The following is a 21,320-nucleotide window of genomic DNA, read 5'->3' as shown; positions in this document are numbered from 1 at the left end:
CGGTTATCCTCCCTCCAGTCTTGTATTCCCGAGACCCGCCTCCGTTCGCTCGTCCTTCTCGAAATCCATCGCCGAATCCATCGCGCGGGGCTCGCTCGGCTATCTCAGAACGACCGTTGCACCCCGGCCCAACTCGCTCCCGGGTGCGGGGCTCTGTTCCGCGACTCTCCCCTGGCCGCGCCATTCCACGCGGAGGCCGAGCGCGTGCAGGCGCGCGGCGGCCGCGCGCGCGGACAATCCGGCCAGGTCCGGCAGCGCGATGAGTCCTCTCCGGCTCGGGTCGGCGCCGTTGGTCGCACTGGCCGCACCGACGGCACCCGTGCCGGTGGAGGCGAAAATGACGGCGCCTTCCGGCGTGTCCGCCGCAGGTCCGCCGGACCACGGCCGGGGACGCGCATTGGCGACGACGAGACGCGGATCCACCTGGACGCCATCGGCCGCGAGCGCCGCCTGGAGCGCCGCCTGGCTGGTGGGCGCCGCGATCGCACCCCCGTAGTAGACCCCTCCCTTCGGGTCTTCGAGTCGCGTGAGAATGACGATCCGCGGGTCATCCGCCGGCGCGAAACCGACGAAGGAGGCGCGGTAGCGTCCGGGTGCGTAGCGGCCGCCCACGGCGAGACGGGCCGTCCCGGTCTTGCCGGCGACCGCGAACCGCGCCATGCCCGCCAGCGTTCCGGTCCCCTCCCGGACGACCTCCTCCAGCACGCCGCGCACCGCCGCCGCCACCTCCTCGGATATGACGCGGCGCACGGGACTCGGGTCGAAGCGCTGCACCACGCGCCCGGACGGATCCCGTATCTCCCGGACGAGACTCGGCCGCATCAGCACGCCGCCGTTCGCGATGGCGCCGTAGGCGAGGGCCAGCTGCAGGGATGTGGCGGAAATCTCGTACCCGATCGCGTGCGAAGCGGGGCTGAGCGAGGTCCACGATTCCGGCCGGCTGAGACGCCCCGGCGATTCGGCGAGGTATCCCAGTTGCGTCCGCATGCCGAAACCGAAGTCGCGCAGATACCGGTGCTGCACCGCGGGCGTCAGGCGAGTGGACAGCTTCGCGGCCCCGACGTTGCTCGACTTGGAGATGACCCTCCGTACACTGAGCGTGTCGTAACCGTGAACGTCCGTGATCACTCTGGCGCCGATCCGCAGCCTGCCGCCCTCCACGTCCACGATCTCGTCCAGGTCGACGACACCCTCGCTGAGGAGGGATGCGAGCAGAAACGGTTTCAGCGTGGAGCCCGGTTCGTACGGATCGCTGAGCCCCGAGATCCGGTCGACCGCGCCGTCGGTGCGCTCGCTCGCCAGCGCGAGGACTTCGCCGGTACGCGGGTCGAGGAGGACGATGTCGCCCCCCATCGCCCCCGTCTTTGCGAGCGCTCGCGCAAGTTCGTTCTCCGCAATCCGCTGCAGTTCGGCGTCGAGTGTGAGCACGACGTCGTGGCCGGGCACCGCTTCGATGACCTGTCCGCCGGGCGGACGGTACGCGTTGCGATGGCCGTCGAGCCGAACCTCCGCCCGGCCGGGCTGGCCGACCAGCCAGACGTCGAGGTCGGCCTCGAGGCCCGTGCCGCCCCGGCCATCGGCCCCGACGGCGCCGATGAGACGGCGACCCATGCTGCGGGGGTATTCTCTCGCGGACCGGCTCTCGAAGTAGATCCCCTGCCCGATCGTCCGCTGCAGCCGCACGCGCTCTTCGTCGCTCACGTCGCTCGCGACGAGAGACCAGCCGCCCGAGGCCTCCGCGATGGCGCTCCGGCGCTCCGGCGCCACGGGCACGACCGAGGCGACGGTCTCGATGGCCTCGGTCCGGTCGACGCGCAGTTCGTTTACGGCGAGGAAGACCTGGTATCGCGTGTCCGGCGCCGCCAGGACGCGGCCGCGACGATCCAGAATCCGCCCGCGCACCGCGGGCAACAACTCCCACTCCGCGCTCTGCGCGACCTGTCTCGCGCGATGCGCCTCGCTTTCGAGAATCTGGAGTTCGCCCAGGCGCGCGGCATACGCCACCGCCACGAGGGTGAACGCGACACCCAGCGTACGATGCCGGATGCGATGCGTGCGCGCGATCGCCGCCTCCTGCGCATCGCCCGCCACGCCTTCGAGCTGCGTCGTGCTGTGAATGCCGAAACGCGTCACCTGTCCCCTCCCCGCCCGGAGACGTCCATCTCCTTTTCGTCCCCCTCTTCGCCCGGCGAGTATCCGGCGTCGACCTGCAGCAGTTGCTCTTCGCCCGCCCGCTGCAGCCCGAGCGCCTCCGCCGCGCGTTCTATCCGTGCCGGCGCCGCGAGTGAATCGACTCGCGTCCGCGCCGCGTCAATCCGGTCCGTGACGACCCGGTCCTCCGCTTCGAGTCCTCGAAGCTCGGCCATCAACCTCCGCCCTTCCTCGCCCCGGCGGACCACGCTCACCAGTGAAGCGGCCAGCGCGATGACGGCCACCCCGGCCATCATCCACCGCAGCAGGGTTCTGCGACGAATCCTCCGTACGCTCCCGCTCCCGTGGTTCATGCGCCGCCCGCCTGCCCGTCGGTCTCGCGCTTCTCCCACACCCGGAGCCGCGCGCTGCGCGCCCGCGGATTCCGGGCGACCTCCTCGTCCGAGGGGCGCAGAGGCCTGCGCGTCAGAGCCCGCCCCAGCGATGTACCCCGACACCGGCACTCCGGGAGACCCGGAGGGCAGCGGCAGTCGGCGGACCAGTCTCGAAACGCGTGCTTTACCAGCCGATCCTCCAGCGAGTGGTACGAAAGCACCGCCAACCGCCCGCCGGGAGCGAGCCGGCCCCGTATCCCTTCGAGCCCCTCGCTCAGCGCGGCCAACTCGTCGTTGACCGCGATCCGCAAAGCCTGGAACAGCCTGGCTTTCTCTTTTTCCTGCGCCGAACGACCCAGCACCGCCGACAACACGGCCACGAGGTCGTCGCTCGTGCTGAAGGGCCGGATCTCCCTCCTCCGCACCACCTCACGTGAGAGCGTCCGCCACCTACGCTCTTCCCCATCACGGAAGACCCGGCCCAACTTGCGTTCGTCCGCCCGATTCAACAGCTCGGCCGCGGACCTTGTCTCTCGCGCCCTCTCGTCCATCCGCATGCCCAACGGCGTGCCCGGACGGAACGAAAAGCCGCGCTTCCTCGTATCGATCTGGTGCGACGAGACGCCCAGGTCCATCAGGGCTCCCGCCAGACCGTCCATCTCGGCGGCGAACTCCGGACGGGCCACGTCCCTGAAGTTCGCCTGTATCAGCTTCACCCGTTCGCCCGCCGAGACGAGCCGCCTCTTCGCGGCCTCGATCGCCTCCGCATCCTGATCGATCCCGATCACGCGCACGGCCGACCCGGCCTCCAGCAGCTGGATCGCATGCCCCGCACCGCCGACCGTCGCATCCAGGAAAACGCCTCCGCACTCCGGGCGAAGCCACTGCAGCATCTCATCCGGCATGACCGGCGCGTGCTGAAACGTCTCCTCTGTCACTCCGTCGGCTTCCTCGACTCCCCCCACCGTGCGGCGATCGGAAAACCCATCAGGCGAACACCGTCTCCATCAATCGATCGAAGTCCTCGTCCGTGGCACTCGTCACGCTCTCGAACGTCTCCGGATGCCAGATCTGGACGTGGTTGATCGCGCCTACGACCAGAGCCTCACTTCCGAGCGCGATCGCCTTTCTCATCCTCTCCGGTATCAGGATCCTCCCCTGAGCGTCCGGCGAGACCTGAACGGCGTCCGCCGTGACGCGAAGCACCTGGGGGCGAAAACGCGGTTCCCGTCTCGACATCTCCCGGAGTTCGTCCTGTACTCCCGCCCAGGCATCTTCCGGATAGAGCGACAGCGCGTCGGGTTGCGTCTTGAGGAGGACGAACGGCTCCCGTTCCCGGCCCCTTCGAAAAGGCGCCGGCAGGCTGACCCGACCCTGCGAGTCGAGTTGATGTCGATAACTCCCCAGAAAGCCTGGCAAATTGTGCCTTCGACATTCGTCGAGGGTGTCCCTCCCAGAACGACCCGTTTCCACCCACCGGATCCCACCTTATGCGCCCTGATGATGGGTGTCAACCCCTTTTCTCCCCATTTCACCCCATCGCACGGACAAAAAAAGGTCCCGGCCCGCGGCGAGGCGGGCCGGGCACCCTCGAAAATTATCGGCTGCAGGACGCCTCGATAATCGACTCCTGGCGGTACAACTGGACATCGATCGCCTCGCGGATCTGCTGCTGGCTGCCTGCCTGGTGGCTGCCCGCCTGCGCCAGGTGGGGGCTCACACGCTGGAATGCGTTCAGGGCGTTGCGTGCGGGCGCGCACGCCTCATCGTCTTCGTTGCGGCCGTCGTAGGCGCTTCCCTGCAGGTAGTATCCGAACGCGATGAAGAAGTGCATCTGCTCCGCCGCGGCCGGATCCGTAACGAATTCCGCGGCGACGCCGAACAGTTCGAGCGCTATGGCGACCTCACGCACATCGATCGTGGCCGGGTTGGACAGCGCCCCGGACTGGGCCTCGAAGTGATTCGAGTACGCCAGACTGAAGATCGCGTTCGCAATCTGGTTCGGGTCCGCCCCGTTCGCCACGGCGGCGCGGAAATCGGCGATCGCGCCTTCGATGTCGGCCGTCTTCAGCTTGAGCGCCGCGAGGCGCTGCCGTCCGTTCGGCACGTCCGGGCTGTACGCGAGCGCCTGCTCCAACTCCGCCACGCCCGCCGCCGGATCTTCCATCCGATCATAAATCGTGGCGCGTGAAGAGTGGACCTGGGCAAGCAATTCCTCGCGGGACATCTCGCCTTCGCCGGTGCCATCGGAACCCGAAATCGACTCGAGCGCCTGCTCCGAGAAGTCGAGCGCGTTGTCGTACTCCTCGAGGAGCATGTACGCGTTCGTCGCGTTGGAGAGCGTCGAGGGGTTCACGGCGTCGCCCTGCAGCGCCACGAGCTTGCCCGAAGCATCGACGGCGACCCGGAGCATGGCGGGATCGGTGACCTCTCCGCCGGTCTGTCCGGCCTGCAGCGCCGCGCCCGTCAGGTATTCGAGGAGGGCCACGTTGTCCGGCGCGCGCTCCACGCCCTCCTGGAGGAGTTGCACAGTCTCGACCCAGCGGCCAGCCTCCGTAAGCTCGTAGGCGATCCGCAGCCGCGTGTCGACATCGTCCGGCCGGAAGTCGAGAAACTGCTGGTAGTAGCGAAGCGACGCAGCGCCGTCGCCCAACTGCGCGTACGTGAACGCGAGCGACTCCAGGGCCTCGGCGTTCGACGCGTTGTTGTCGACGACGCGTTGCAGGTCGGCGACGGCCTCACCCCACGCCTCGTTGAGCATGTACGCGCGTCCGCGCAGATAGTGCGCCCGGTCGCTGCCCGGGTTGAGCGCAAGGGCCGCGTTGCAGTTGGAGATCGCGTCCATGGGCTGTTCGGAGGCGAGGTAGTCGCCGCAGAACGCGAGCGAACGGCTATACTCGACGCCCTGCCCGAGTTGTCCCATGATCTGGGAGGCCGCCTCTTCGTGCGAGTCGTCGTCCGCCACCGCGAACGCCTCCATCGGGAGTTCGTCCCCGCTGCTAGGCTCGAGGAAGGTGATGTCGACTTCGACGCCCCCATCGACCATGACAGCCGTCCCGACCATGACGAGGGTGGCCTCCATCTGCATCCCCAACTGCCGCCAGTCGATCGCGGTCATCGTTCTCTCATCGAGATCGAAATCGTCGATCAGATCGCGAGCATCATCGCGTTCGATGGCGATGTAGCCGGGGAAGATCCTGAGCGCGTCCCGGATTTCCTCGGCGATGCGCTCCCCGAAACGGCGGTCGACCGGCTCGGTCGCCGCGACGGGAGCGACAAGGATCGTCAGGTCGCTCGTCTGCGCTTCGAGCGCCCGCGGCGCCGCCGGAAGGGAGAGGGCAGCGACGCCGGCCGCCACCCACGGGAGAATGTTCCGCGTGCTTCTCATCGAATACCTCGGACCGTTCGTGCAACAGACAAGCGCACGGATCACAGGGCCGTGCGACACACCAAAACCGGCATCACTTCGAAACAAGGGTATCAAGGTCGATTAATGCAAGCCGCCACCGCGCGCAAGTCGCAAGCCGCCGATTCCTGCGCCGATCCCCGCGCTCATCGCTTGGCCGATCACTGCGCCAGCTTCTCACGCACACATCCCGTGAAGCGGTTGAACATAACATTCGAGACCGACTGAATCACGCCACCGCGCCCGAACGACGCAAGCCGTCCCGTCAGCGCGATGGACTGCGACACCCATATCCGGGTGCCCGCGGCCCCCTCCTCTTCTACAGACTGCAGCTGGCTCAACATCGTCATTCTCACGTTGCCGCTGCCCCGTCGATCCCGTCCCTCCCCCGTCATCTTCATGTGATGGCGCTGCGCGTCGAGTTCCTCGAAACGGATCTCGCCCAGGAAGCGCGTCCCGATGGGGCCGAGCTTGAGCCCGATCTCGCCCCGGTACGTCCGCTCGTCGACGGCTTCGAGGAGCGTCGCGCCCGGCAAGCATTCGACGATGCGCTCGGGATCCGTCAGGAAACTCCAGACCTCGTCCACCGTCTGCGGGACATCGAAACTCTTTTCTATCTCGATCGCCATCGGTATTCCTCGGGGGTTTGCGCCTCGGAGGCTTGCGTGCGCCGCGGAGCGGAGCCGGACCGGGACGGATCGCGGTCGGGCATCGTCTCCGGGGGAGCGGTTATATTGCCGGGAGCGGCTTCCACCGGAAGCTGAGATTGCCGCGTCGCACCCGCAACCGGGGAGGTCGTCGCCTTGCAGCCGGACATCGCGAAGATCATCGAGGAACTCGAAGCGGTGGGTTACGTCGCCGACCGGGGGATCGCAACGGCGGTCCATCTCGGCCTCGCGATGGAGAAACCGCTGCTCGTCGAGGGGGCCGCCGGCGTCGGCAAGACCGAGATCGCCAAGGCGGTCGCCACCTGGCTCGGGGCGGAACTCATTCGTCTCCAGTGCTACGAGGGGCTCGACCTGCCGACGGCCCTCTACGAGTGGAACTACCAGAAGCAGCTCCTCCACATCCGCCTGCAGGACGGCGACGGCGATGCCGAGGCGGTGCAACGCACGATCTTCGGGCCGGACTTTCTGCTCGAGCGACCGCTCCTGCGCGCGATTCGCTGCGAGACGCGCCCGGTGCTTCTCATCGACGAGGTGGACCGGGCGGACGAGGAGTTCGAGGCGTTCCTACTCGAGTTGCTGTCGGACTTTCAGATCTCGATCCCGGAGCTGGGCACGGTCGAAGCCCGGACGCGGCCCGTCGTCGTGCTCACTTCGAACGGGACGCGCGAGCTGTCCGACGCGCTCAGGCGGCGGTGCCTCTACCTGTGGATCGATTATCCCGGGACGGCGCGCGAGGTCGAGATTCTGCGGCGGCGACGCCCGGACATCGCGGCGGACCGGGCGCGGGAGGCCGTGAGGCTGGCCCAGCGGCTGCGGCGCGAGCGGCTCGCGAAGCCCCCCGGCGTGGCGGAGACGCTGGATTTTGCCGCGGCCCTGGAGCACCTGGGGCCGGACCCGCTGCGTCCGGCGACGGCGCGCGATGCGATCGGGGCGCTCGTGAAGGACCCCAACGACCTGGCCGGGCTGACGGAGGAGCGGCTGGCGGAACTGCTCGCCTCATCGGGGGACGTGGGGAGTTGACACCCGAGCGCATCGTCGACCTGGGCCGGCGACTGCGCGGCGAAGGCGTGGCCTGCGCGCTCTCCGAATCCACGACGGCCCTCGCCGCGCTCCCGCATATCGACACGGAGGACGTGGAGGACGTCAGAGCGGGCCTCCGCGCGGCGTTCTGCTCGAGCGCCGCCGACCTCGAGATCTTCGAGCGCTGCTTCCCCGCGTGGTGGCGTGGAGGGCGGCCCTCATCCGCCGTCGAGGAGCTGCTGTCGAAGGCCGCGTCGGACCGGGGGTACCGGCCGCCGGCCAGCGGGCTCTCGGAACCGGACGGGCTCGTGGCGGCGGCCCGCGACGATGTCGGAGAGCACGCCCCGGACGAGCCGGACGCCCGGGAGCGCCCGGTCGGCGCCGTGTACAGCGCCGCCCACTCGCTCGCGCGGCGCTCCTTCGCCTCGATCAGCGACAAGGAACTGCGCGAGGTCGACGTCTGGCTCGAGCGGCTCATGGTGCGGCTGTCCACGCGACGCAGCCGCCGGCTGGAGCCGGGCGGCCGCCGGGGGCCGATCGATGTGCGGAGGACGCTGCGGTCGCTCGTGGCTCACGAGGGCGAACTCGTGCGCCTGGCGCGGCGGCGGCGGCGCCACGTACCGCCGCAACTCGTCGTCCTGTGCGACGTGAGCGGCTCGATGGAGCGCTACAGCCGCTTCCTGCTGCGCTTCCTGCTGGGGTGCGGGCGCGCGCGAGACATCCAGACCTTCGCGTTCAGCACACGCCTCACGCACCTCACGCCCTGGCTGGCCGGCGAAGAGATCGATCCCGCGCTGGACCGCCTGCGAGCCCGCGGCTGGTCGAGCGGGACGCGGATCGGCGAGTGCCTGGAGACGTTCGTGACCCGGCACGGCCAGCGGATGCTCGGTCGGCGGACGCTCGTCATCATCCTCTCCGACGGACTGGACCAGGGCGAAGTCGAACCCCTCCGGCGCGCCATGGGCTGGATTCAGCGGCGCGCGCGTCGAGTGATCTGGCTCAATCCCCTGCTCGAGAGTTCGCGCTACGCGCCCGAAGCCAGGGGCATGCGCACCGCGCTCCCGTACGTGGACTACTTCCAGTCAGGGCACAGCCTCGAAGCGCTGAGGAGGCTCCCGGGGCTGCTCGGATTGTGACGGGAGATGGTGACAGAAGAAGCGAAGGGCGGAGTTTGGAGGCGGCCGCAACGGGACCCGGGCGAGGCCGGGTCCCGTTGCGTTTGCCGTTCTAGGCTCGGACGCGGTCCTTGAGCCCCTTGCCCGCCTTGAACGTGGGAACGTTCATGGCCGCGATCTGAATCGACTCGCCGGTCTGGGGGTTCCGGCCCATGCGCGCCTTGCGGTGCCGGGTTCCGAACGTGCCGAAGCCGGTGACCGTGAAGTCGCGGCCGGCGTCAAGCTCGCCTGCGATAATTCCCGTGCCGGCATCCGTCGAGAATATGCAGTCGATCACATCCCGCGCGCTGGCTTTGCTCAGGCCGGCCTGCGAGGCGAGCTTCGCCGCGAAATCGTCTTTGGTCATCCTGGGTTCTCCCTGTTGAAAGTAAGCTCCGACGAGCGATCCGGGCGCATAATTCGCCCACCCTCGCAGGATTGCAAGTGGGGCGCGCCATTCCGCCTGAGGAAGGGTCCGGCTAGTGGGCGTCCGCCGAGAACACTTTCCGTGTCATCGTGACGCCCGCGAGCCTGAAGACCACGTTCCCGATCCGGCCGAGCAGCATCGTCGGCAGGCCTATGGGCACCACGGTGCCCCACACCGTGCGCAGGAATGCGCTCTCCCCGCCCAGGCCACCGAGCGCGAGCCGCAGCACCGCGAAGATGCCGAGGAACACGACGAAGTTGAGCAGGAGCCCCAGCGCCTGGCGGCCGGCCGATCCGGTCTCCGCGTCGTAGATGCCGCCGAAGAAGACCGCAGCCACAATCCAGAAGATGCAGGTTGCGTAGAGCCAGTCCATCGATGGTGCCTCCGTGTCGGGAATCGGGGAAACGGGTCGGATCGGGGACGGAGGAACATACATGGCCTCCGGCGATCCTCGAAAGTAGCTTGCCCCCGCGGCTTCGAAACGCTCTCCGGGGAGGGTCACATGAAAGCGCCTTCACTCACGCTCGGGATCGAAGAGGAATACCAGGTCGTCCATCCGGAGACCGGCGAACTCACGTCGTTCATCACCGAGATTCTCGAAGGTGACCTGGAGACGCGCGAGCAGATTCACCCGGAGCTTCACCAGGCCTGCGTGGAGACGGCCAGCGAAGTCTGCCGGGATGTGGGGGAGGCGCGCGAGGAAGTCCTGCGCATGCGGCGCCTGGTCAGCGGCAAGGTCGCCGAGAAGGGGCTCGCCATCGTGGCCGCGGGCACCCACCCCTTCTCGACCTGGGACCAGCAGGACATCACGCCGATCGAGCGCTACGTCGGGCTGAGGGAGGATCTGCAGCAGGTCGCCGAGCGGAACCTGATTTTCGGCACCCACATCCACGTGGGCATCGAGGATCGGGACTTCATGGTCGACGCGATGAACGTCTCGCGGTATTTCCTCCCCCACCTGCTCGCGCTCTCCACGAGTTCCCCGTTCTGGGAAGGATCGAAGACGGGTCTGCACTCGTACCGCAGCATCATCTGGCGGAACTTCCCGCGCACGGGCATCCCGATGAGCTTCGGAAGCTGGAACGAGTACGAGCACTTCATCGAGACCATGGTCCGCTCGAACACGATCCCGGATTCGAGCAAGATCTGGTGGGACGTCCGCCCCAACCACAAGTTCCCGACGCTCGAATTCCGCGTGTGCGACATGTGCACGCGCGTGGAGGAGGTCGTGTGCATCGCCGCCATCTTCCAGGGGATCGTGGCGAAGCTGTGGAAGCTGCGGCGGGACAACCTCACCTTCCGCCAGTATCCCGAGGTCCTGCTCGCCGAGAACAAATGGCGCGCGGCCAGGTACGGGCTGACGGGGAAGCTCATCGATTTCGGGCGGCAGAGCGAGCACCCCGCCACCGATCTGATCGTCGAACTCATCGAGTGGTTCCTCGACGATGTGGTCGACGAACTCGGAACCCGCGCGGAAGTGGAATACGCGCTCCGGATCATCAGGGAAGGGTCGAGTTCGCAGCGGCAGGTCGCCGTGTACGAGGAGACCGGCGACGTGCGAGCCGTGGTCCGGCACCTCATGGCGGAGACGGTCGAAGGCGTCTGAGATCGGCGCCGTGGCTCCGGGGCTCCGTGGCGACGCGGGGGCTCAGCGCGGGCGCACGCGAATCGCACTCTGCATCCCGGGGCGCCGTCCCTTCTTGTCGGCGTAGAAGGCGCGGATCCGCTCCATGTCCGCCTCGATGTCCCCGCTCGGCATGAAGGCGTCGCCGATCCCCACCGTGCGGTCGGCGTAGTTCACGAAGCCGAGCACGAGGGGCACTCCCGCGCCGTGCGCGATCCAGTAGAACCCGCTCCGCCAGTGGTCGCGGCGGCCGCGCGTACCCTCGGGCGCGAGCACGAGCGTGAACTCCGGTTCGCGCTCGAACGCCTCGACGATGACGCGGACGAAGTCCGTGGTATGGGCCCGGTCGACGGGGATGCCGCCGAGACGGCGCAGCAGACCGCCAAAGGGCCATCGAAAGATCGTATGCTTGCCGACCCAGCGGGCGGGGATGGGGACGCTCCAGAAGCAGAGCAGCGCGAGCGGGAAGTCCCAGTTCGACGTATGCGGGGCTCCGATGATGACGGACTTCGGCCCGGGCGGTTCACCGACGGTTCGCCAGCCGGCGAGCTTCAGCAGGCCGCTCGCCAGACGCCGGATCACGGGATGCGGAACTCCGTCTCGGCGAGGATCCAGCGGCAGCGTTGGCCCCCCGGCGGCCGCGCGAGGTGCTCGGCCACGACGTCGGCGCCCATCCGTATCTCGGCCCGCACGGGTCGAGGCGGACACCCGCCGGCGCCGGCGCGCACCCAGAGCCGCGTGCCCCGGTCCGCGCCGAGATCCAGCTCCCAATCGCCCACGATGTCGCGGGCCCGCAGTTCGCCGGCCTCGTCGATATACTGCACGCGGCATTCATTGCTCACGCTGCACGAGACGTAGTAGCTCATCCGGAAGTCTTGCCCGTCCGCCTCCGGCCGCGGACCGCCCGCCGGCGCGCCCCCCGCCGCGGCGCAGGCGGCCGGGATCGCCACGGTCGCTCCGAGGGCGACCCGCCGGGCCCGCGGGACGCGCAGTCCCGTCAGCCATCGGGGTTTCGTCACGGGCCCGCTACATCATGCCGAGGTCGCGCGCCGTCCGATCGATCCCCGCGCGCGCCTTCGTCACGAGTTCGTCGATCTCCTCGCGCGTGATCGTGAGCGGCGGACTCGTGCAGATGACGTCGCGCATGGCCCGGAACACGACCCCCTCGTCGTAGAGGTGCTCGTGACAGGCGGCTCCCACCTGGCCCATGGGCTCGAACAGCTCCCGGGTCGTCTTGTCCTTCGAGAGTTCGACGCCGGCGACGAGTCCGACGCCCCGCACTTCACCCACGAGCGGGTGATCGTTCAACTCCCTCAGCCGCGCCTGGAAGTAGGGCCCGGTGTCCTCTCTCGCCCGATCGACGACCCCCTCCTCCTTCATGATCCGGAGGTTCTCCAGGGCCACGGCGGCCGAGACCGGATGGCCCGAATAGGTGTACCCGTGCGGGATCACTCCCCCTTCGGCCAAAACGTCGAACACCGCGTCGGTCATGAGCACGGCGGACATCGGGACGTAGCCGGAGGTGAGCCCCTTGGCGATCGTCATGAGGTCGGCCTCGATCCCGAACTTCTGCGCGCCGAACCACTCGCCCGTGCGGCCGAAGCCGGTGATCACCTCGTCGCAGACCACGAGCACGTCGTTCTCGCGGCAGATGCGCTGGATCTCGGGCCAGTAGTTGTCCGGCGGCACGATGACGCCGCCGGCGCCGATGACGGGCTCGCCGATGAACGCCGCCACGCGATCCGGGCCGAGTTCCGCGATCTTCTCCTCCACCGCCCGCGCCGCCCGCGCGCCGGTCTCCTCGGGCGTCTCGTCGGGTGTTCCCATCGCGAACCAGTACGGCGGCATGACGTGCTCGAAGCCGGGCAACGGCAGGTCGCCCACCGCGTGCATGGCCTCGAAACCGCCCAGGCTGGCCGCGGCCATCGTGCTGCCGTGATAGGCGTAGGTGCGGCTGATGAACGTCTTCTTCTCCGGCTTCTCGCGCAGGTCCCAGTACCGGCGGACGAGGCGGACGATGGTGTCGTTCGCTTCGGAACCGGAACTCGAAAAGAAGGTGTGCGCGATCGCGCCGGGCGCGAGTTCCGCGAGGACCCGGGACAGTTCGATCGTGGCCGGGGGCGCCGAACGGAAGAACGTGTTGTAGTAGGGAAGCTCGACCATCTGGTCGTACGCGGCCCTCGCCAGTTCCTCGCGTCCGTAGCCGAGATTCACGCACCACAGGCCGCCCATGCCGTCGAGGATGCGCCGGCCATCGGAGTCGATGAGGTGGCGACCCTCCGCGCCCACGATCACGCGCGTCCCTTTCTCGGCCACGACCCGGGGGTCGACGAAGGGGTGGACGTGATGGCGGCGGTCGATGTCCTGCCATTGAGCCGTTGCGGTTCCGGCGGGGCTCGCCGTGGCGGTATTCGTCGTGGCGGTCAAGCGGCGCCTCCTGGTTGGTGGGTTGGCGCGGACAACATATCAGCCCCCGGTGGCTCCACGAGCCTGAGCGCCGCGTGGAGGAGGACGTTGGCCCCCGCCTCCGCCTGTGCGGGCGTGATGTTCTCCGCCTCGTTGTGACTGATGCCGCCCTCGCAGGGGACGAAGATCATCCCCGTCGGCGCGACGTCGTTCGTATGGACGGAGTCGTGGCCGGCCCCGGCCATGAGGCGCATGGATGTGTATCCGCAGGATTCCGCGGCGGCATGGACCGCCTCGATGCACGGCTCCGCGAAGCGGACCGGCGGGGAACGCCAGACGTCCTCCAGCCGCCATGATGCGCCGCGTACGAGGCTCGCGCGCGACGCCTCCTCGCGGAGAACGCGCTCCATATCGTCGAGGGTCGAATCGTCCGGGTGACGGAGGTCCACGCTGACCGCCACGCGCCCGGGCACCGTGTTCCGCGAGGCCGGCTCCGCCGCCAGGACCCCGAAGGTCAGCCGTCCGTGCGGCGCGAAGTCCCGTTCGATGCGGCGATACGCGTCGACGAGAAGCCGCCCGAGCACCGCCACCGGATCCGTCCGTCGCGACATCGGCGTCGACCCCGCGTGCGCTTCCTCTCCCGTGATCGTCAGGTCGAACCAGCGGGCGCCCTGCACCCCGGTCACCACGCCGATCTCGCAGCCGCTCTCCTCGAGAGTCGGCCCCTGCTCGATGTGCAACTCGAGCGCGGCGACGATCGGGCGGCCCCCGACCGGGAGCGCGCCGCGATACCCGATGCGGTCGATGGCGTCCGACACCGTGACCCCGTCCGGGTCCGTCGCGCCGAGCGCGTCGGCGAGGTCGAAGCGGCCCGAAAACACGCCCGAGCCCATCATGGCGGGCGGAAAACGGGCGCCCTCCTCGTTCGTCCAATTCGCCACTTCGATCGGGCAAGCCGTCCGAACCCCCTGCTCCTCCAGCGTTTCCACCACCTCCAGCGCCGCGAGGACGCCGAGCGGCCCGTCGAACCGGCCCCCCGTAGGCTGGCTGTCGAGGTGACTCCCGATGATCAGCGGGGGTCGACCCTCGACCGCGGCGGCGCCCGTTCCCTCCCGGCCCTCCCGGCCCTCCCGGCCCTCCCGGCGGGCGAACATGTTGCCGATCCCGTCGACGGACACTGCGAGGCCCAGCGACTCGGCCCACGCCCGGAAGAGGTCGCGCGCGCGACGGTCCTCGTCGCTCAGGGCGAGGCGGTGGACGCCCCCGGCGGGCGTGGCCCCGATGCGCGCCATCTCCTCGAGGCGCCCCCAGAGCCGGTCTCCATCGACGCGGAGTTCCGGGATCGCGGTCACCGTGCGGCGCTCGCGCCGAGGCGTGCCGTGAGCATCAATGGGCGGGGGGCGTGGTACCGGCGAGGACGGCAGTAACGAGGAGGAGCAGACCCGCCGCGCTCAACTCGACGATAACGGTCCGCGGGAGACGGGGCGGACCTTCGGCTTCCGCGACCCGGCCGGGAGCGCGCCGCCAGTTGTACGCGCCGCAAGCCACGATCCCGAGGAGGACGAGGAGCTTCAGGCTCAGCGTCCGGCCGTAGGGTTCGGCCCACAGCGCCGAGACCGTCCCGAGATGGAGCCACGCCGCGAAGAGTCCGGTGGCCGCGATGATCGCCGCCGAGCCCAGCGCGAGCGGCGAGAAGGCCGAGATCCAGTCGACGATGCGGCGCTTCGAGATCGAAGCCCCCCGGCGCCGGCCCAGAACCAGGACCCCCGCCATCACCGCGAGCGTGCCCAGCCACACGCCTCCCGCCACCATGTGGAAGACATCGGCGGCAATCGCCGGAGTGACGAAGTGTTCGGCGCCGGCCGCGTGCCCGGCCAACGCGGGCGTATACGCGAGCAGAGCCACCCCCGCCGTGGCCACGATCCAGCCGAATTCCGCCCGCGAACCCCGCGCGGAGGCGAGGAGGAAAGCCGCCGCGGAGAGGGCGACGGCGGTGACCTGGCCGAGCCACGCCCGACCCCACGAGGTCCCGGTGACGAGCAGACGGATTTCGGCCCCCAGCGGCTCGAACGGATCGCGAAAGACGCTCACTTCCGCGGCGAGGCGACCCAGGGCGCCGGCCCCGGCGAGCAGCACCGCGACGCCTCCGATCCGCGCGGCCAGCCTCCCCGGCATCGCGCCGCCGGCTTCATCCTCGACCGGCCCGAACCCGGGGAAACGCCGCAGGACGACCAGCTTGAAGGCCACGGCCCCCACCGCGACGAGGAGACCCGTGAACAGCGCCCAGCGCGAGAGCGTGCCGATCAGGAACCACATATCGGTAACCAAATGGGCGAAGAGGGATTCGAACCCCCGACCTCCTGCTTGTAAGGCAGGCGCTCTGAACCGGCTGAGCTATTCGCCCCGAATCGTGGCGATCCGCGCGGTCTCGCGGCGGGGCCCGCACGGGCCGGGTTCCACCAGCCGAGCCGAGGCCCGCGAAACTGTCGCTAGTTGAGCCGACGCCAGCCGAGGATCAGTCCGGCGGGCAGGAACACCACGTAGCCCAGGATGAGCAGAAGCGGCGCGGCCGTCACGGACCCCCGGTCCAGCAGCACGTACCCGGCGGCGATCGACGTGAGGCCGAGCGCGAACGCCGCGTAGTTGGCCACCCCGAACTGGAGGCCTCGGGCCGGGGCGTCTCCCCTCCTCCGGTCGCGTCTTCCCTGATTCATGCGGGGACGCTAGACGCCCCTCCGACATGCGTCAACCATGGCCCGGGCGCCCCTCCGGCGCGCCCGGGCGCCTCACGAGCTCGCTCGGGCCCATTCCGCAGCCTCTTGGAGCGGCGAAGGCAGCGGCGAGGCAAAGGACAGGGCCTCGCCGGTCTCGGGGTGCTCGAAGGCGAGGTGCGCGGCGTGCAGGAAGAGTCGCCCGGCCCGGCGCCGGAGCGCCTCCGCCCAGCGGCCGCCCGCGCCGCCGAACCCGCGTTCCCAGTCCGGCCCGTAGATGGGGTCTCCGACGACCGGGTGTCCGAGAGACTGCAGGTGCACCCGAATCTGGTGCGTCCTCCCCGTGGCGAGCCGCACGGCGAGCAGTTCCGCGGCGTTCCAGCGCTCCAGGCGCTTGAAATGCGTTACCGCGGGCCGCCCGGCCTCGCGCGCGGCCATGCGCTTCCGGTCGCGCGGGTCGCGTCCGATCGGGCGGTCCACCGTGAACCGCTCCTCGTCGAGGTGTCCCCAGGCCGCGGCGACGTACCCGCGCTCGATCTCACGGCGCCGGAGCGCGGCGGACAGCGCCCGATGCGCCTCGTCCCGGCGCGCGACGAGCATGAGCCCGCTTGTGTCCTTGTCCAGCCGGTGCACGATCCCGGGCCGGCGATCCCCCCCGATGCTCGACAGGCCGCCGAGGTGGAAGAGGAGGGCGTTCACCAGCGTGCCCCCCGGATGGCCGGGAGCGGGGTGGACGACGAGTCCGGCCGGTTTCTCGACCACCGCGAGGTCGTCGTCCGCGTATCGGATCCCGACCGGGATGTCCTCGGGTTCGAGCCGGGTGGAAACCGGGGCGGGGAGTTCGATCTCGATCCGGTCTCCCGCCCGTGGCCGGTACCGCTTCCGCACGACCTGCCCACCGACGGTCACCCGGCCTTCGGCGATGAGTTGGACGACGCGGGCGCGGCTCAGGGAGAGACGTTCGGCCAACAGGCGGTCGAGCCGGTCGAGGGCCACGCCTTCGCCCTCGCGGATCTCGATGAGCCGCCGTTCGCCCGCACCCTTCGCATCCCCCTGCGCGTCGGACTCGGGCGGACTCACTTCACTTGGGGGTCGCCTCCGCCGCCGCAGCCGCCATCTCCCTCTCGCGCCGGCCCTCGAGCCAGAAGGAGATCAGCAGCAGCACCGCACCGACCGTCACGGCGGAGTCCGCGATGTTGAAGATGGGAAAACGGCTCGTACCGATGCCGAAGTCGAGGAAGTCCACGACGCCCGCTTCCAGCCGGATGCGATCCCAGATGTTGCCGAGCGCGCCGGCGGAGACGAGCGAGATGGCGAGGATGCGAAGCCGATCCGAGGACGGCGTGCCGCGGTAGATGGCGCCGAGCACGCCGAGCGCGATCAGGGAGAGGATGAGGAAGAAGATCCGGGAATGTTCGCCGATGTCGAGCCCGAACGCCGCGCCGCGGTTGTGCGTGTAGGTGAAGCGGAAGAAGTCGCCGATCACCGGCGTCTGCTCGTACATCTGGAACGTGTTCATGACCCACGCCTTGGTCGCGATGTCCAGCGTGAGGATGACCACGATCGGAATGAGCGTCAGCCAGAGGCGGGCGGTGAGATCGCCGTTGCCCGGCCCGCTGCCCGGCAACGCGGGCGATTCGTGTTCGGGGGTGGCGCCATCCCCGCGTTCGGAAGCTTCAGGCACCCGTCTCCTCCTTCTCCTTGCACCGGATGCAGAGCCGCGCGTGCGGGAGGGCGTCGAGTCGCTCGAAGCTGACGTCCTCGCCGCAGTGCTCGCACTGTCCGAACTGCTCCGGGTTCCGATAGAGCCGCCTCAGCGCCTCGTCGATGTGGTAGAGCAGCCGACCCTCCTTGCTCGCGAACAGGAAGGCCTTCTCGCGCTCCATGGCGTCCGTCCCCTGGTCCGCCATATGGAAGCTGTAGGCGGCCAGGTCGCTGTCCGCCCCCTGAAGGGAGCTCGTGAACGAGTCGTCGTACTGCCCCAGTTCCCGCGTCGCGCGCGACCGGGCTTCCAGCAGCCTCTTCTCGATGTGCTTCCGTTGTTCCGCGTTCATCCTTCGCAAGCGCGTTCGCCGACCCCGCCGATTCCGATGCGGACCTCGACGTCGTCGATCTTCACCACAGATGTATTCAGGCCGCCCCGCGGGGCCGACCCGGTTCGCACTTCCACGGCCAGCGTCTCGCCGGCGATGTAATCCTTATGCGTCGACACGGCCCGTTCCAGCTCCTCCGGGCCCGCCACGCCGAGACGGATGCGGTCGGCGACCTCGAGCCCCGCATCGCGCCGCAGCCGCTGCACGCGGTTCACGATCTCCCGCGCGTAACCTTCGGCGCGCAGCCCATCGTCGATATCGGTATCCACGGCCGCGAGGTAACCGCCTCCCGTCGCCACGGCGAGATCGGTGAGCGTCTCCTCCTGAATCACGAGGTCTTCGGGCATCACCCGCACCCGCTCGCCCCCGATCTCGATGTCGAGCGGCTCCCCGTCCCTGAGCCGTCTCAGGGCCACCCCATCCAGATTCGCGATCCCGGCCGCGACGGCCGGCGTACGCCCTCCGTGTTTCGGACCCAGCGCCCCGAACCGAGGCTTGGCGTATAGCCGGGTAAGATCTTCGCTGTCCCCCAGTGACACAACCTTTTTGACGTTGAGTTCTTCCGTCGCGAGCGCCGCCATGGGGTCCGCGAGCACCCGCCCCTCGGGCAGAACCGCGTGCAGTGCGCGCAACGGTTGCCGAATCCGGACCCCCGCCTTTTCCCGCGCGGCCCGGCCCAGGGCGACCAGACGCCGAACGTCGTCCATCGCCTGTTCGAGTTCGGGCTCCGAATGCCCCTTCGGCTCCGGGAAATCCGCCAAGTGGACGGATGTGTCGTCCGTGAGCGCCCGGTAAAGCCAATCGGACATGAACGGGGCGTACGGGGCGAGCAGCCGCGCGGTCGTGGCGAGACATTCGTGCAGCGTCGCGAAGGCATCGCCGCTCGCGGCCGCGATCCCCGGCTGCGTCGCCCAGAAGCGGTCGCGGCTCCGGCGCACGTACCAGTTCGACACATCGTCGAGCACGAACTCCTGGATGGCGCGCGCGCCGGCGGTGAGATCGAACGACTCCAGCGCCGCCCCCACCCGCCTCACGACTCGGTCGAGGCGCGCGAGCACCCAGCGGTCGAGGTCGCTTCGGTCGGAGACAGGGGCCGCGGCGGACGCGGTGTGGGACCACCCCTCCTCGTTCGCGTAGAGGGCGAAGAAGCGGTACGTGTGACGGAGCGTGGCGAACAGCTTGCGGTCGGTCTCGCGCAGCGCCGACGGGTCCCAACGCTTCGGCACCCAGGGGTTGGACCCGGAGAGGAAATAGAAGCGCGTGACGTCGGCCCCGTAGGTGTCGAGCGCGTCGCGCGGATCCACGGCATTGCCCCGCGACTTGGACATCTTCCGTCCCTTCGCGTCGAGCACCTGGTCGTTGACGACGACGGCCCGGAAGGGTGCGCGGTCGAAGAGGATGGTGGACAGCGCGAGGAGCGAATAGAACCAGCCGCGCGTCTGGTCGACGCCCTCGGCGATGTAGTCGGCCGGGAAGTATCGCTCGAAGGTGTCCCGGTTCTCGAACGGATAGTGCCACTGGGCGTAGGGCATCGAGCCCGAGTCGAACCACGCGTCGGCGACTTCGGGCACACGGCGCATCGTGCCGCCGCACGCCTCGGCGCCGCAGTTCCACTCGTATGCGTCGATCCCCGGCCGGTGGGGATCGAAGTCCTCCGGGAGGCCGCCGACCCGGCGACCCAGTTCCGCGAAGGATCCGAGCACCTCCCGGTGTGCGTCGTCCTCGGAGCAAAGCCAGATCGGGAGGGGGGTTCCCCAGTACCGCTCGCGCGAGAGCGCCCAGTCGACGTTGTTCTGCAGCCACTCGCCCATGCGGCCGGACCCCGTCTCGGGCGGGTGCCAGTCGATGGACGCGTTGTGCTCCAGCAGGCGCGACTTCACGGCGGTCGTCCGGATGTACCAGGAATCGCGCGCCATGTAGAGAAGCGGGCTGTCGCAGCGCCAACAGTGGGGATAGCTGTGTTCATACATCTCGCGCAGGTACAACTGGTCGTGCGCGACGGCCCAGTCGCGGAGCGCGCGTTCGGTCTCTCGATCCTTCACGTGCATGCCGGCGAGTCCGCCCGGCACGGTGTCGAGAAAACGCCCGTCTTCGCCGACCGTGTGCTGCATCGGCAGCCCCGCGGCCTCGCCCAGCCGAAAGTCGTCTTCGCCGTACATCACCGCGGTGTGCACGACGCCCGTCCCTTCGTCGACCGTGACGAAGTCCGCCTCGAGCACCGTCCACGCGGTATCGGAGCCGGCGCCGTCCACCGCTCCGTCGAAGAGCGGGCGGTAGCGCCGCCCGCCGAGATCGCCGGCGCTCACTTCCCCGATGATCTCATACGGGTGCCGCAGCACTTCGGAGACGCGGTCGCGGGCCAGGATGAGCACCTCGCCGGGCGAAGCCCCGCCGGGCCCGTCGTGCGCCCGCGCGGGGGTGGTGCCGTCCTCGCCCCCGCCGTCGCTCTCGCCCTCGGGCAGGACGCGTACGCGGGCATAGGGGATGTCCGGGCCCACGGCGAGGCCGAGGTTGCCCGGAAGCGTCCAGGGGGTCGTGGTCCAGCTCAGGATCCGCGCGCCGTCCGGGTCGTCCTCAAGATGGAACTTCATGTAGACCGCGGGCTCGGTCACGTCCCGGTAGCCCTGCGCGACCTCGTGGCTCGAGAGTCCGGTGCCGCAGCGCGGGCACGTCGGGATGACGCGGTATCCCCGGTACAGCAGGCCGCGCTTCTCGATCTCCGACAGCGCCCACCAGCCCGACTCGATGAACTCCGGCGAGTACGTGACGTACGGGTCGCCGTAGTCCAGCCAGTAGCCGATGTCCCGGGACAGCCGCTCCCAGGCATCCTGGTAGCGGAACACGTTGTTCCGGCACTTGTCGTTGAACCTTCGGATCCCGTAGCGCTCGATGTCCGGCTTGCCGGAGATGCCGAGCGAACGCTCGACCTCGAGTTCCACCGGCAGCCCGTGCGTGTCCCAGCCCGCCTTCCGCGGCACGTGGGAACCGGACATGGTGCGGTATCGCGCCACCGCGTCCTTGATCGTGCGGGCAAGGATGTGATGGACGCCGGGCGCGGCGTTCGCGGTCGGCGGCCCCTCGTAGAACACGAAGTCCGGCGCATCCGCTCGGGCCGCAAGGCTGCGCTCGAACGTCGTCTCTTCCTCCCAGCGTGCGAGGATTTCGGCTTCGAGCCCGCGTACGGACTCCGGTATTGGCCGGTAGGCCATGGAGGTACTCCGTCTGGTTATTTCCTGGATGGTCGACGCGGTCGTCGGAACGGCGGGCGTGCGCAGCGGGGTGCTGC

At 69.2% G+C, this 21,320-nt stretch carries 21 protein-coding genes and 1 tRNA gene; 3 read left to right on the top strand and 19 right to left on the bottom strand.

Going from position 1 to position 21,320, the window contains the following annotated elements; translation table 11 throughout:
- Positions 1–99: 99 nt before the first annotated feature.
- From ACOGXI_RS16985 to ACOGXI_RS16960, 6 genes are all read right to left on the bottom strand, one after another.
- The gene (locus ACOGXI_RS16985) at positions 100–2,133 is read right to left on the bottom strand and encodes a penicillin-binding transpeptidase domain-containing protein (protein ID WP_419939988.1); all 2,034 of its coding nucleotides are present in this window, start codon (positions 2,131–2,133) and stop codon (positions 100–102) included.
- Complete coding sequence (locus ACOGXI_RS16980) at positions 2,130–2,504, bottom strand: hypothetical protein (RefSeq protein WP_419939987.1); 375 nt, start codon at positions 2,502–2,504, stop codon at positions 2,130–2,132. The genes ACOGXI_RS16985 and ACOGXI_RS16980 overlap by 4 nt, the downstream gene beginning before the upstream one ends.
- Complete coding sequence (gene rsmH / locus ACOGXI_RS16975) at positions 2,501–3,463, bottom strand: 16S rRNA (cytosine(1402)-N(4))-methyltransferase RsmH (protein WP_419939986.1); 963 nt, start codon at positions 3,461–3,463, stop codon at positions 2,501–2,503. Before rsmH ends, ACOGXI_RS16980 begins: the two co-directional genes overlap by 4 nt.
- A 49-nt stretch (positions 3,464–3,512) precedes the next feature.
- The gene (locus tag ACOGXI_RS16970; protein ID WP_419939985.1) at positions 3,513–3,944 is read right to left on the bottom strand and encodes a division/cell wall cluster transcriptional repressor MraZ; all 432 of its coding nucleotides are present in this window, start codon (positions 3,942–3,944) and stop codon (positions 3,513–3,515) included.
- Between the two features lie 178 nt (positions 3,945–4,122).
- Entirely contained in the window at positions 4,123–5,913 is a 1,791-nt protein-coding gene (locus ACOGXI_RS16965; RefSeq protein ID WP_419939984.1) for a tetratricopeptide repeat protein, read from the bottom strand.
- A 179-nt stretch (positions 5,914–6,092) separates the two neighbouring features.
- Positions 6,093–6,560 (bottom strand): SRPBCC family protein, encoded by a 468-nt coding sequence (locus tag ACOGXI_RS16960; protein WP_419939983.1) that lies wholly within the window; start codon positions 6,558–6,560, stop codon positions 6,093–6,095.
- Positions 6,561–6,734: 174 nt separating this feature from the next.
- On the opposite strand from ACOGXI_RS16960, the gene ACOGXI_RS16955 reads away from it, so the two are divergent.
- Positions 6,735–7,619 carry an AAA family ATPase gene (locus ACOGXI_RS16955; protein ID WP_419939982.1) on the top strand — a complete coding sequence of 295 codons (885 nt, stop codon included), beginning with the start codon at positions 6,735–6,737 and terminating at the stop codon, positions 7,617–7,619.
- Entirely contained in the window at positions 7,616–8,755 is a 1,140-nt protein-coding gene (locus tag ACOGXI_RS16950; RefSeq protein WP_419939981.1) for a vWA domain-containing protein, read from the top strand. The genes ACOGXI_RS16955 and ACOGXI_RS16950 overlap by 4 nt, the downstream gene beginning before the upstream one ends.
- Before the next feature lie 91 nt (positions 8,756–8,846).
- Here ACOGXI_RS16950 and ACOGXI_RS16945 read toward each other — a convergent pair whose 3' ends face one another.
- Both ACOGXI_RS16945 and ACOGXI_RS16940 read right to left on the bottom strand, forming a co-directional pair.
- A complete protein-coding gene (locus ACOGXI_RS16945; protein WP_419939980.1) occupies positions 8,847–9,140 on the bottom strand; it encodes an HU family DNA-binding protein in 294 nt (97 codons plus the stop codon).
- A gap of 112 nt (positions 9,141–9,252) precedes the next feature.
- On the bottom strand, positions 9,253–9,573 hold the full coding sequence (locus ACOGXI_RS16940; RefSeq protein ID WP_419939979.1) for a hypothetical protein: 321 nt from the start codon (positions 9,571–9,573) through the stop codon (positions 9,253–9,255).
- A gap of 129 nt (positions 9,574–9,702) precedes the next feature.
- Between ACOGXI_RS16940 and ACOGXI_RS16935 the strand changes: the two genes are divergently transcribed.
- Positions 9,703–10,806, top strand: coding sequence for a carboxylate-amine ligase (locus ACOGXI_RS16935; protein ID WP_419939978.1), 1,104 nt, complete (start codon positions 9,703–9,705; stop codon positions 10,804–10,806).
- A 42-nt stretch (positions 10,807–10,848) separates the two neighbouring features.
- Here ACOGXI_RS16935 and ACOGXI_RS16930 read toward each other — a convergent pair whose 3' ends face one another.
- From ACOGXI_RS16930 to ileS, 11 genes are all read right to left on the bottom strand, one after another.
- Positions 10,849–11,406 carry a lysophospholipid acyltransferase family protein gene (locus ACOGXI_RS16930; protein ID WP_419939977.1) on the bottom strand — a complete coding sequence of 186 codons (558 nt, stop codon included), beginning with the start codon at positions 11,404–11,406 and terminating at the stop codon, positions 10,849–10,851.
- On the bottom strand, positions 11,403–11,843 hold the full coding sequence (locus ACOGXI_RS16925) for a hypothetical protein (protein ID WP_419939976.1): 441 nt from the start codon (positions 11,841–11,843) through the stop codon (positions 11,403–11,405). The genes ACOGXI_RS16930 and ACOGXI_RS16925 overlap by 4 nt, the downstream gene beginning before the upstream one ends.
- 7 nt (positions 11,844–11,850) lie before the next feature.
- Entirely contained in the window at positions 11,851–13,251 is a 1,401-nt protein-coding gene (locus ACOGXI_RS16920) for an aspartate aminotransferase family protein (RefSeq protein ID WP_419939975.1), read from the bottom strand.
- Entirely contained in the window at positions 13,248–14,582 is a 1,335-nt protein-coding gene (locus ACOGXI_RS16915; protein ID WP_419939974.1) for a Zn-dependent hydrolase, read from the bottom strand. Before ACOGXI_RS16915 ends, ACOGXI_RS16920 begins: the two co-directional genes overlap by 4 nt.
- A gap of 34 nt (positions 14,583–14,616) precedes the next feature.
- Positions 14,617–15,546, bottom strand: a complete 930-nt coding sequence (locus tag ACOGXI_RS16910; RefSeq protein WP_419939973.1) for a CopD family protein — start codon at positions 15,544–15,546, stop codon at positions 14,617–14,619.
- A gap of 13 nt (positions 15,547–15,559) precedes the next feature.
- A tRNA-Val gene (locus ACOGXI_RS16905) sits at positions 15,560–15,634 on the bottom strand.
- Positions 15,635–15,719: 85 nt separating this feature from the next.
- Positions 15,720–15,944: a hypothetical protein gene (locus ACOGXI_RS16900; RefSeq protein ID WP_419939972.1), complete on the bottom strand. Its 225-nt coding sequence runs from the start codon at positions 15,942–15,944 to the stop codon at positions 15,720–15,722.
- A gap of 72 nt (positions 15,945–16,016) precedes the next feature.
- Positions 16,017–17,021, bottom strand: a complete 1,005-nt coding sequence (locus ACOGXI_RS16895) for an RluA family pseudouridine synthase (protein WP_419939971.1) — start codon at positions 17,019–17,021, stop codon at positions 16,017–16,019.
- A 1-nt stretch (position 17,022) separates the two neighbouring features.
- Positions 17,023–17,625, bottom strand: coding sequence for a signal peptidase II (lspA, locus tag ACOGXI_RS16890; protein ID WP_419939970.1), 603 nt, complete (start codon positions 17,623–17,625; stop codon positions 17,023–17,025).
- The gene (locus ACOGXI_RS16885; protein ID WP_419939969.1) at positions 17,618–17,995 is read right to left on the bottom strand and encodes a TraR/DksA family transcriptional regulator; all 378 of its coding nucleotides are present in this window, start codon (positions 17,993–17,995) and stop codon (positions 17,618–17,620) included. The genes lspA and ACOGXI_RS16885 overlap by 8 nt, the downstream gene beginning before the upstream one ends.
- Complete coding sequence (ileS, locus tag ACOGXI_RS16880; RefSeq protein WP_419939968.1) at positions 17,992–21,243, bottom strand: isoleucine--tRNA ligase; 3,252 nt, start codon at positions 21,241–21,243, stop codon at positions 17,992–17,994. Before ileS ends, ACOGXI_RS16885 begins: the two co-directional genes overlap by 4 nt.
- Positions 21,244–21,320 lie beyond the last annotated feature (77 nt).

The sequence above is a fragment of the Candidatus Palauibacter sp. genome (assembly GCF_965208055.1).
In the GTDB taxonomy this organism is placed as follows: Bacteria; Gemmatimonadota; Gemmatimonadetes; order Palauibacterales; family Palauibacteraceae; genus Palauibacter.
This window is presented reverse-complemented; position numbering and strand designations above follow the sequence as displayed.